Source organism: Flavobacterium hercynium, from assembly GCF_002217285.1.
In the GTDB taxonomy this organism is placed as follows: domain Bacteria; phylum Bacteroidota; class Bacteroidia; order Flavobacteriales; family Flavobacteriaceae; genus Flavobacterium; species Flavobacterium hercynium.
Window position 1 is genome coordinate 298,938 of record NZ_MUGW01000008.1, and the last position, 12,642, is coordinate 311,579.

Genomic DNA, 12,642 nt, shown 5'->3' on the forward strand with positions numbered 1-12,642 from the left:
AGTGATTTATAACCCGACAGGTTTAAAACTGTCGGGTTTTAGTTATCACAACAAAAAACTATAAATGAAAAACCGCATTCTACATATCGTTTTTCTTTTGTCCATTATTTGTGGGTTTTCACAGCAAAAACAATATCCTTTTCAAGATGCTACATTAAATACTGAAAAGCGTATTGACAATTTGTTATCGTTAATGACACTTGATGAAAAGATTGCAGCCTTAAGCACAAATCCGTCTGTACCCAGATTAGGAGTTGTGGGAGCAGGACATGTAGAAGGATTACATGGTTTGGCACTTGGTGGTCCCGGAGGATGGGGAGGAAAAAACAAACAACCGGTAGCAACTACAACTTTTCCTCAGGCGTATGGTTTAGGTGAAACGTGGGATGTCGATTTAATTCAGAAAGTTGCCCAAGTAGAAGGATACGAAACACGATATGCTTTTCAGAAATACAATCGTGGCGGTTTAGTCGTTCGGGCTCCAAATGCAGATATTGCAAGAGATCCGCGTTGGGGACGTACCGAAGAAAGTTTTGGAGAAGATGCTTTTTTCAACGGAACATTGACTGTAGCTTTTGTAAAAGGATTGCAGGGAAATAATCCAAAATACTGGCAGACCGCTTCGCTGATGAAACATTTTCTGGCGAACAGCAACGAAGACGGAAGAACCTACACATCATCTGATTTTGATGAAAGACTTTGGCGCGAATATTATGCTTTACCATTTTACATGGGCGTTGTTGAAGGAGGATCACGCGGATATATGGCAGCTTATAATAAAGTAAACGGAATTCCCGCAATGGTACATCCGATGCTGAAAAACATTACTCAAAAAGAATGGGGACAAAATGGAATCATTTGTACCGATGGAGGCGCTTTTCAATTGTTATTGTCGGATCATAAATTCTATGCAGACAAATATCTGGGAGCAGCGGCAGCAGTAAAAGCAGGTATCAATCAGTTTTTAGACGAATTTACCGAAGGTGTTTACGGAGCAGTGGCACACGGTTATCTAAAAGAAAAAGAAATCGATGCCGTTATTCGCGGAAATTACCGTGTAATGATTCAGCTTGGTTTGCTCGATGCATCAGACGAAAATCCGTATGCAAAAATCGGAAAAGGAAAAGACACCATCGATCCTTGGAAAACAGAAGCACACAAAGCCATCGCATTGCAAGCCACTCAAAAGTCGATTGTTTTGCTAAAAAATGAGGGACAGTTATTGCCTTTACAAAAAGAAAAACTAAAAACAATTGCCGTAATCGGAGCGCGTGCAGACGAAGTCCTTTTAGACTGGTACAGCGGAACGCCTCCTTATTTGGTATCTCCTTTAGAAGGCATAAAAAAGAAATTGGGCAATAATGTAGAAATACTTTATGCTAAGAACAATACAGATGGCAAAGCTGTCCAACTAGCTAAAAAAGCAGATGTAGTACTTGTAATTGTTGGTAATCATCCCGTTTGTAATGCTGGTTGGGCTAATTGTCCTGTGCCAAGTGAAGGGAAAGAAGCTGTAGACCGTCAATCGATCACATTAGAGCAGGAAGACCTAATCAAATTAGTCTATCAGGCAAATCCTAAAACAATCGTAACGCTTATAAGCAGTTTTCCGTACGCGATCAACTGGACACAAGAACATGTTCCTGCCATTGTTCACATGACGCAGAACAGTCAGGAAACAGGAAACGCGTTGGCAGATGTACTCTTCGGAGATTATAATCCAGCTGGCCGATTAACACAAACGTGGGTAAAAGACATTACCGATTTACCGGATTTTTTAGATTATAACATTCGAAATGGCAGAACATATCAATACTTTAAAGGCAAACCTTTATATGCTTTTGGACATGGGTTGAGTTATACGACTTTTAAATATAATTCGGTAGAAACCAATTTGGAAACAATCAAGAAAAACGATGAAGTAAAAGTGACTGTTTCTGTAACCAATTCAGGAAATAAAGACGGAGACGAAGTTATTCAATTATATGTAAAACAATTAGAATCAAAAGTCGAACGACCGGAGAAAGAATTAAAAGCATTTCAGAGAATCTTTTTTAAAGCAGGAGAAACCAAAAAAGTTTCCTTAATTTTAAAAGCTAAAGACCTTCAATACTGGAATGTAGCGAAACAACAATTCGAGTTAGAAAACAATTCGATTGAAATTCAGATAGGAAGCGCTTCAGATGCTATTCATCTTACCAAAAACATTACTATTCTAAAACAATAAATATACTACGCATGAAAAACAAAATTTTATATCTATCAGTAGCTTTGGCTTTTGCATTTACCTCGTGTAAAAATGATGCAAAAACAGCAGAATCTAGTTCAGCTCAGACAGAAGAATACAAAGGCAAAGAAATAGGTTCAGAATTTGACGCAGAGATCGAAAAACTGATCAGTCAAATGACAATCGAGGAAAAAATAGGAATGTTGCACGGAAACAGCATGTTTACAACAGGCGGTGTAGAACGTTTAGGCATTCCGGAATTAAAAATGGCTGATGGTCCGTTGGGAGTTCGTGAGGAAATTTCCCGTGATAACTGGGCTCCGGCAGGATTAACAAACGATTTTGCGACCTATTATCCTGCTGCAGGCGCTTTGGCTGCAACATGGAATGCTGAAATGTCATATCTTTTTGGAAGTAGTGTTGGACAAGAAATGCGTGCAAGAGATAAAGATATGTTGCTTTCACCGGCAATCAATATCGTTAGAACGCCGCTTGGAGGAAGAACGTACGAATACATGACCGAAGATCCTTTCTTAAACAAAAAATTAGCCGTACCAATGGTAGTTGGTTTACAAGACAACGATGTTATGGCATGTGTAAAACATTTCGCTGCAAACAACCAGGAAACAAATCGTGATTTTGTCGATGTACAAATTGACGAGCGTACACTTCGTGAAATTTACTTACCAGCTTTTGAAGCTTCAGTAAAAGAAGGAAAAGCGTATAGCATAATGGGCGCTTACAACAAATTCAGAGGAGAATATTTATGTGAGAACGATTATATGTTAAACAAAATATTACGTGACGAATGGGGATTTGAAGGAGTAGTAGTTTCAGACTGGGCTGCAGTACACTCAACAGTAAAATCATTAAAAAGCGGATTAGATATCGAAATGGGAACACCAAAACCATTCAACGAATTCTTTTTGGCAGATAAGTTAATTGCAGCAGCAAAAGCAAAAGAAATCTCAGAAGAAGAAATCAATGTTCACGTTCGCAGAATCTTAAAAGTTTTATTCAAAGTAAAAGCGATTGGTGGTAAAGACCGTGTAAAAGGTAGTATCGCTACAGAAGCACATTATCAGGATGCTTATAAAATTGCAGCAGAAGCAGTTGTATTATTAAAGAATGATAACAATGCACTACCATTAAAATTAGACGGAGTAAAATCTATCGCTGTGATTGGTAACAACGCAACAAAGAAAAATGCTTTAGGAGGATTTGGAGCAGGAGTTAAAACAAAAAGAGAAGTTACACCGCTTGAAGGTTTAAAAAACAGATTGCCTTCATCAGTACAAATTAATTATGCTGAAGGATACTTAGAGCGTTACGACGAAAAAAACAAAGGAAATTTAGGAAATATTACTTCTAATGGACCAGTTACAATCGACAAATTAGATCCGGCTAAATTGCAGGAAGCTTTAGAAGCAGCTAAAAAATCAGATGTAGCAATTATTTTCGCAGGTTCAAACCGTGATTATGAAACAGAAGCATCAGATCGTAGAAACTTACAATTACCATTCGGACAAGAAGAATTAATTCAAAAAGTATTAGCCGTTAACCCAAAAACTATTGTAGTTATGGTAGCGGGTGCTCCATTTGATGTAGATGCGATCAGCCAAAAAACATCAGCTTTAGTTTGGACATGGTTCAACGGTTCAGAAGGCGGAAATGCTTTAGCAGATGTATTATTAGGAAAAGTAAATCCATCAGGAAAATTACCTTGGACAATGCCTAAAAAACTGATGGATTCTCCGGCTCATGCTACAAACAGTTTCCCTGGAGACAAAGCAGTAAATTATGCTGAAGGAATCTTAGTTGGATACCGTTGGTTTGATACTAAAAACATTGCACCATTATACCCATTCGGATTCGGATTATCTTATACAACTTTCGCTGTTGGAAATGCAAAAGCAGACAAAACATCTTATGCTGCAACAGAAACAATTTCTATTTCAGTTGATGTAAAAAATACTGGAAAAGTAGATGGAAAAGAAGTAGTACAAGTTTACTCTTCTATCGCTGATTCAAAAGTAAGCCGTGCAGCAAAAGAACTAAAAGGATTCAAAAAAGTATTAGTTAAAGCAGGAAAATCAGAAACTGTAACGATTCAGATTCCGGTAAAAGAATTAGCTTATTACGATGTTGCGACTAAAAAATGGACAGTTGAACCAGGAAAATATACTTTCAAAGTAGGAAATTCTTCGAGAGACGTCAAAAACGAAGTTTCAGTAACAGTTAAATAAGAAAGAATTACTTAGTAATGCCCGCTATTGTTGAGATACCAGTGCATTATTAATTAATTTTATCTAGTAAATCTATCCTAAGTGATATAAGAAAATTTAAGTTTCAATTTACATTGCACTTTTCTTTTCTTATATCACTTATATCATTTAAAGGGTTAAATGATCAATTTTAAAGTAAAAATGATGAAAAAAAACATAGCTTTTCTTTTCCTGATGTTCAGCATCATTACAAACGCAAACGTAAAGTTGCCTTTGGTATTTTCTGACGGAATGGTTTTGCAGCGCAACAAAGAAATTCCGGTTTGGGGATGGGCGGATGCAGGTGAAAAAGTAGAAGTTCGTTTTAACAAACAAACGAAAACTATTGAGGCAGATAAAAACGGAAAATGGATGATAAAACTAACTGCCGAAAAAGCAGGAGGACCATTTGAACTTATCGTTACCGGAAAAAATAAAATCACCGTCAAAGATGTTTTGGTGGGAGAGGTATGGATTTGCAGCGGACAATCCAACATGGAATTCCAGATGTACAAAACCATGAATTTCGAAAAAGAAATAAATGATTCCAATTATCCTATGATTCGTCATTTTGGAGTAGCTCAGGATTTGAGCGGAACACCCAAAGAAGACCTGAAAGAAGGAAAATGGCTTGTAGCTAACAAAGAAAACATTCGCGATTTTACAGCTGCGGGTTTCTTCTTTGCCAAGAAACTGTATGCCGAATTAAATATTCCAATCGGGATCATCAATACATCATGGGGCGGAACCTGCGTAGAAACCTGGACAAGCCGCGAAGCATTTCAACACAGCGAAGAGTTCAAAAGCATGATTGCTGATGTTCCGCAATTAGATATGGATGCCGTATTTGAAGCATATAAAAATGCAGCTTTAGACAATATCAAAAAAATTCAGGGCTTTCCTGTTACCATGGATAATGAAGAGCAGTTTAAAAAAGCAGATCATAATGATAGCAAATGGCCGGAAATCAAAGTGCCGTCTTTATGGGAAAACCAACAGATCGGTAATATCGATGGCGTAGTCTGGATGCGAAAAACAATCGTATTATCTGCTGAGCAAGCCAAAGCTGATGCCGTTTTGCATTTGGCGAAAGTAGACGACGAAGATGTAACCTATATCAATGGTGTAGAAGTAGGTACCAATAAACTTTGGGAAGCATTACGAGTGTATAAAATTCCGGCAGGCGTTCTAAAAGAAGGAAAAAATGTAATCGCAGTTCGCATTGCAGATTATTCAGGAGGTGGCGGAATTTATGGCGATCCGGCAGATCTAAAAATTCAGTTTGGCGATAAAAGTTTGGCACTCGAAGGACTTTGGAAATTCAATGTCGTTCAGGTAAAACTATCTGCTTCACCAAACAGTTATCCATCACTTTTATACAATGCTATGGTAAATCCATTAATTCCGTATGCTTTTCAAGGTGTATTATGGTACCAGGGCGAAGCCAATGTGTGGAGAGCAAAACAGTACAAAAAAGCATTTCCGCTTATGATAACAGACTGGAGAACAAAATGGAAACAAGGTGATTTTCCTTTTTACTTCGTGCAGTTGTCAACCTTCGATGAATTCAAAGGAAACAGCAAAGTAGGCAGTAAATGGGCAGAACTTCGTGAAGCACAATCAGAAACCTTGCAGTTACCAAATACAGGAATGGCCGTAACAACAGATATTGGAGATGCAAAAGACATTCACCCAAAAAACAAGCAAGAGGTTGGACTTCGTTTGGCCGCCATTGCATTAAACAACTTTTATGGTAAAAAAAGAGTTTACAGTGGACCAACTTACAAAGCACAACAAATAAAAGGAAATCAAATCATTCTGACTTTCAATAACATTGGAGGCGGATTAACAGCTGGCGACAATTCAGAAAACCTAAAAGGATTTGAGATCGCAGGAGCAGACAAAGTATTTCATTCCGCGAAAGCGATAATCAAGAATAACACCGTAATTGTTTCCAGCGAAAATGTGCCAAATCCCGTAGCCATTCATTACGGTTGGGCAGATGACGATACTGAAATCAATCTTTTCAACAAAGAAAAATTTCCGGCATCACCATTTAGAACAGACAATTGGGAAATGATTACAGCCAATCAAAAATACGAAGTAAACAAGTAAGCAACGTATTTCAAAACAGATAAAACCTTTCTTTATTATGAAAAAAGTCATTCTCCTCTTTCTATTTTCGATATCGCTTGCCAGCAATGCGCAGCAGCAGAATACCAAAGCAGGAACAGAATTTTATCAAAATCCAATCTTTGTTGGAGATTATCCTGATCCATCCATAATTAGAGATGGCGAAGATTATTATATTGTACATTCCTCTTTCAATTATTATCCGGGTTTGCTAATCTGGACATCAAAAGATCTGGTCAATTGGAAACCCGTAACCCACGCCCTTAAGAAAAGCGTAGGTTCTGTTTGGGCTCCGGATTTAGTAAAACTCAATAATAAGTTTTACATTTATTTTCCGGCAAACGATACCAATTATGTAGTTTGGGCAGACAGTATAAACGGACCTTGGAGCGATCCCATAGACTTAAAAATCGGAAACATCGATCCCGGACATTTTGCAGACGACAAAGGAAACCGTTATTTATACTTCAGCAATGGCGACTATGTGCCCTTATCAAAAGACGGATTAGCAGTTGCTGGCGAAGGAAAACATGTTTACGACGGTTGGAAAATTCCATCAGACTGGGCAATAGAATGCTTCTGTATGGAAGGGCCAAAAGTGCTGAAACATGGAGATTATTATTACCTGACAGTTGCAGAAGGCGGAACCGCCGGCCCAGCAACAAGTCACATGGTAATTTCGGCAAGATCAAAATCACCATTAGGACCTTGGGAAAACGCACCGCATAATCCAATTCTAAAAACAAACAATAGTTCAGAAAAATGGTTGTCGAAAGGACACGCCAGCTTAATCGATGATGCCAAAGGAAATTGGTGGATGGTTTTTCACGGTTACGAAAACGGTTATTACAACATGGGACGCCAAACATTGCTGCAACCTGTAGAATGGACAAAAGACGGCTGGTTTAAAATGCCTGAAAACAGTAAAACCGAAGGAGCGATTAAAAAACCTGCCGGTAAAACCATAAAAAGTACTTTCTCGCTTTCAGATAGTTTCTCAGGTTCTGAACTTAATCCGCAATGGCAATTTTACAATCAATACGAAGCAGATAGATTTAAGTTTACTAACAAAGGAATTCAAATTACGGCAAAAGGAAATGGAGTAGGCGACAGTTCTCCGCTTTTATGCACCCCTTCAGATCATTCGTATAGTGCAGAAGTCGAAGTCGAAATCGAAGGAAACGCAACAGCAGGACTTGTTCTGTTTTACGACAGTAAACTTTACACCGGAATCGCGGCAGACAAAGAGAACATTTTGGCTATTTTAAGATCGTGGCAATTTCCAACGCAAAAAGGGGTAAACCAAAGAAAATTATTTCTGCGTTTAGAAAAGCAAGAGCAACTCGTAAGCATGTTTTATAGCATCAACGGAAGAGTGTGGACAAAAATCGAAAATTCTGCAGAAGTATCAGCCTTTCACCACAATGTCTTAAGCGGATTCATGAGTCTTCGTCTTGGACTTTCAGCAGTGGGAGAAGGAAAAGTTACCTTTAGAAATTTCAATTACAAACCGGCAAACTAAGGTTCAGATCTAATGCTGTTTTGCAAAAATAATTAGGGCGTGACCGCATTTACAAAAGGCGCTATGCAGCAAACCGCTTATTGCGCGCCTTTCGAAAATGCGGTCGGGCTATTCGCGCTACTTCGGTAGCCAGCTGCTATCCCTCACGCGGAAAACGTTAGAAAGAATCATTCAGTTTTTATTAATTTATCTTTGTGTGGAGATTAAATAAATTGTAAATTGATTTTTAAAATAAAACAATACTAATATGAATGTAAAAATCATAAAAAAACAGTGGTTGGCTGTCGTTCTTTGTTCATTCGGTATGAGCATGACGGCACAATCCAGTCATGTTTTGTGGTACAATCAACCCGCCGAATTTTTTGAAGAAAGCCTTGTTCTCGGAAACGGGAAACTTGGTGCAACCGTTTTTGGAGGTGTTCAGTCAGATAAAATTTATCTGAACGACGCGACACTTTGGTCAGGAGAGCCCGTAAACGCCAACATGAATCCGGAAGCTTACAAAAATCTTCCTGCTATTCGCGAAGCCCTTCAGAACGAAAACTACAAATTAGCCGACGAACTCAATAAAAAAATTCAAGGTAAAAACTCCGAAGCGTATGCACCGCTCGGAACCATGGAAATAAAAAATGCCAACACCGGAAAAGTTTCCCATTATTATCGAGAACTCGATATTGCAAACGCCATATCAAAAGTAAGCTACGAAATAGAGGGCGTAAAATTTACCCGTGAGTATTTTGTTTCCGCACCAGATCAAATCATGATCATCAAACTCACCAGCAGTCAAAAAGGAGCGTTAAGTTTTGATATCAATTCCAGCAGTTTGTTGCAATCCAACGTAGAAGTGAAAAATAATACGCTAGCCTTAAACGGTACAGCACCAATACATGAAAACCCGGGTTATCAGGTTGTACCCTCATTCCTTTTAGAAAAAGAAAGAGGAACACGTTTTACCGCCCTCATGCAAATTAAAAATACTGATGGAACAATCGTAAGTTCCAACAACAGTTTAGGAGTCAAAAATGCAACCGAAGCTCTGATTTATGTCGCTATCGCAACAAGTTTTAACGGTTTCGACAAAAATCCGGCAACACAAGGTTTAAACAACAAAGCAATTGCAGCCGAAAATTTAAAAAAAGCCTTTGCAAAATCATACGAAACATTACAAAAAGCACACGTTGCCGATTATCAAAAATTCTACAATCGCGTTAACTTAGAACTTGGTAAAACAACCGCTCCCAATCTGCCAACAGACGAACGATTATTACGTTATGCTGACGGAAAAGAAGATAAAAATCTCGAAATTCTTTATTTCAATTACGGACGTTATTTGCTAATTAGCAGTTCAAGAACCTTAGGCGTTCCGGCAAATCTGCAAGGAATCTGGAATCCGCATTTGAGTCCGCCTTGGAGTAGTAACTACACCATGAACATCAATGTAGAAGAAAATTACTGGCTTGCCGAGAACACGAATCTTTCAGAAATGCATTTGCCTCTTTTGAGTTTCATAAAAAACCTTTCAGTAACCGGAAAAGTAACCGCAAAGACTTTTTATGGTGTAAACCAAGGTTGGGCTTCGGCACATAATTCAGATATTTGGGCAATGACAAATCCGGTTGGGAATTTTGGAAAAGAAGACCCAAGCTGGGCGTGCTGGCCAATATCAGGAGCTTGGTTAAGTACACATATTTGGGAACATTATGTATTTACCCAAGATAAAAAATACCTAAAAGACGAAGGATATCCGCTAATGAAAGGAGCATCAGAGTTTTTATTAGAATGGCTGGTTACCGATAAAAACGGAAAATTAATTACTTCACCATCAACATCACCCGAGAACAAATACATCGCACCAGACGGATTTATAGGCGCAACGATATACGGAGGAACAGCGGATTTGGCGATGATCAGAGAATGTTTTGATAAAACAGTAAAAGCCTCAAAAGTACTCAATGTAGATGCTGAATTCAGAGCGAAGCTGGAAACCGCAATCGCAAAATTATATCCGTATCAAATAGGAAAAAAAGGAAACTTGCAAGAATGGTATTTTGACTGGAATGACGAAGATCCAAAACACCGTCACCAATCCCAATTATTTGGACTTTTCCCAGGCGATCATATTACACCTGAAAAAACACCCGATCTCGCTAATGCTTCAAGAAAAACATTAGAAATAAAAGGAGACGAAACCACCGGCTGGTCAAAAGGCTGGCGTATTAATCTTTGGGCAAGATTGTGGGACGGAAACCGTGCTTACAAAATGTACAGAGAATTACTTCGCTACGTAGATCCGGACGGAAAGAAAACAGAAACACCAAGAAGAGGTGGCGGAACATATCCAAACCTGTTCGATGCACATCCGCCATTTCAGATCGATGGAAACTTTGGTGGAGCAGCAGCAGTTGCTGAAATGCTGGTACAATCAGATGAAAACGAAATACGATTATTACCAGCCTTGCCAGATGTTTGGGAAACCGGAAGTGTAAAAGGCATTTGTGCCAGAGGAGGTTTCGAAATCCAAATGGAATGGGAAAATAAAACGCTTAAAAAAGTTTCAGTTTTATCTAAACTAGGCGGAAAAACAACCTTAATCAGCGGTGCTAAAAAACAAAATATTACCCTTAAAAAAGGACAAAAACTAGAAATAAACTGGTAAAGTTCTTCTATTCAAATTAGTATTCAAACCTAACAGGTTTTCAAAACCTGTTAGGTTTTGTCGTATTAGAGATCTTGCAAGGTTTTCAAAACCTTTTATGTATTTGACTTATTTTCATTAGATTTTGTTTGTAAAGAGCCATAGGCTCGGCTGATATTGTAGAGCCGGATTTTAATCCGGTTTTGCAAATAGAATAAAAAAAAAGATCCATAGGATCGACCGATATCTTACGCCTGTTTAGGCAAATCAAATAAAATGGATCGTTCCTCTGGAACTTTAGATGTGGTCGCTATTTAAACAACGGATTAAAATCCGTTGCTACAAAATCGATCGTTCCTACGGAACTTTGAAAAGAATGCTCGACAAGGAAATATTGAAAACTATTTCACGTAAACTATTCGTTATAAAGTAATCATTTCGAAAAGTGAAGATAAACGAGTAAAGTTCTTCTACTCGAATAAGTGTTCAAACCTAACAGGTTTTGAAAACCTGTTAGGTTGATCGAGATATAAATTATTCTTCTTTCTCTTCCGTTTCTGTATGAGTATGCTCCTTCTTTTTAGCATGTTCCTCTTTAAAAGTCTCGTACCATTTTTCTAAAGACGGATACACAAAACCGGCTACTTTTTTAATTGGATTATAAAAGATCGAATTATCTAAAGTTTCTTTTTCGGCGAAAGTATTGTCGAAATTTACTTTTTCAAAAAGAGCAATAAAAATACTCACAATCAGAATCGTTTTCAGGATTCTGAAAAAACCGCCGCCCAATTTATTAAGCCAGCCTAATTGAGCGAAGTCGGCAATTCCAGTTAGGAATTTTGCCAGCAAATAAACACCAATTACAACTAAAATAAATACCAGTAGAAATGCTGTAACCTGAATCGTGTTCGGATTCCAGGAAACATATTTCATTATGATTTCCTTCATAAATGATGAAAACTTAATAGCCAGATAAATTCCCAGCAATAAAGAAACAAAAGAGGCAATTTCTACAAAGAGCCCGTTTTTAATTCCTTTATACAAGCTAAAGGCCAAAAGCGCTCCCAAAATAATATCTAAAATACTCATAATGTTTATGATTTTATTGAGGCGCAAATATATATCTTTTTTAAGTTCAAAGGTTCAGAGATGCAAAGGTTCTAATGTTTTTTAGCCCACAGATTATTCGGATGTAACAGATGTAACGGTGATTAAAATTATTTGTCTGATTAACCACCTAAAGTTTTCGTGATTTAAAATAAACAATAAAAATCTGCGCAAATCTGTTAGAATTAGCGTCATCTGTGTGCCATTTTAATCACTATAAAACAGAAGTTTTCGTTTTTTAAGGTCTTTGGATTTGAAGTGCGTATCTTTGCAGACTAAATTTTATGATTCGTGAATTTATAATTCGCAATTCATAATTTATAATTAAAAAACAAATGTCCAGAGATACACAATTAAAAGAGCGTTGGGAAAAGCTCGTCGATATACTTTCAAATCAATTTTCGCAAGGCGAAGACCTAGATTTAGATGCCATAATTTACCTAATTGGAGTTCAGGAACTCGGAAAAGTACACCGTGAATTCAAAAAAGACGAAAAACTCAATCTAATGCATATTGCCATTTGCAGATTATTAGAACCTTATGGGTTTTATGAATTCGAATTTTTTGACGAAGAAGGCTGGCCACATTATAAGGTAAAAGAAGAATTGCCACCACTAAAAGCAGGAGAACAATCGGTATTGATGAAAGAAGCCATTGTCAATTATTTTTTAGAACGAAAACTTATTGAATAGTTTTTTAGTTATCATTCCAGTTTTCAATATCTGTGGACTGGAATGCTAACTGAAAATAGCAC

At 37.7% G+C, this 12,642-nt stretch carries 7 protein-coding genes; 6 read left to right on the plus strand and 1 reads right to left on the minus strand.

What is annotated here, in order from left to right; genetic code table 11:
- Positions 1-64 precede the first annotated feature (64 nt).
- The 5 genes from B0A66_RS04170 (at position 65) to B0A66_RS04190 (ending at position 10,802) form a co-directional block, all read left to right on the plus strand.
- Complete coding sequence (locus B0A66_RS04170) at positions 65-2,227, plus strand: glycoside hydrolase family 3 C-terminal domain-containing protein (RefSeq protein WP_089048591.1); 2,163 nt, start codon at positions 65-67, stop codon at positions 2,225-2,227.
- An 11-nt stretch (positions 2,228-2,238) separates the two neighbouring features.
- Positions 2,239-4,473, plus strand: a complete 2,235-nt coding sequence (locus B0A66_RS04175; RefSeq protein ID WP_089048592.1) for a glycoside hydrolase family 3 C-terminal domain-containing protein — start codon at positions 2,239-2,241, stop codon at positions 4,471-4,473.
- A 183-nt stretch (positions 4,474-4,656) separates the two neighbouring features.
- On the plus strand, positions 4,657-6,606 hold the full coding sequence (locus B0A66_RS04180; protein WP_089048671.1) for a sialate O-acetylesterase: 1,950 nt from the start codon (positions 4,657-4,659) through the stop codon (positions 6,604-6,606).
- A 37-nt stretch (positions 6,607-6,643) separates the two neighbouring features.
- Positions 6,644-8,146 (plus strand): family 43 glycosylhydrolase, encoded by a 1,503-nt coding sequence (locus B0A66_RS04185; RefSeq protein ID WP_165766580.1) that lies wholly within the window; start codon positions 6,644-6,646, stop codon positions 8,144-8,146.
- Positions 8,147-8,393: 247 nt separating this feature from the next.
- Positions 8,394-10,802, plus strand: coding sequence for a glycoside hydrolase family 95 protein (locus tag B0A66_RS04190; RefSeq protein WP_089048593.1), 2,409 nt, complete (start codon positions 8,394-8,396; stop codon positions 10,800-10,802).
- A 513-nt stretch (positions 10,803-11,315) separates the two neighbouring features.
- Here the strand turns inward: B0A66_RS04190 and B0A66_RS04195 are convergent.
- Complete coding sequence (locus B0A66_RS04195) at positions 11,316-11,870, minus strand: CvpA family protein (protein ID WP_089048594.1); 555 nt, start codon at positions 11,868-11,870, stop codon at positions 11,316-11,318.
- Between the two features lie 353 nt (positions 11,871-12,223).
- On the opposite strand from B0A66_RS04195, the gene B0A66_RS04200 reads away from it, so the two are divergent.
- Positions 12,224-12,580 carry a hypothetical protein gene (locus B0A66_RS04200; RefSeq protein WP_089048595.1) on the plus strand — a complete coding sequence of 119 codons (357 nt, stop codon included), beginning with the start codon at positions 12,224-12,226 and terminating at the stop codon, positions 12,578-12,580.
- Positions 12,581-12,642 lie beyond the last annotated feature (62 nt).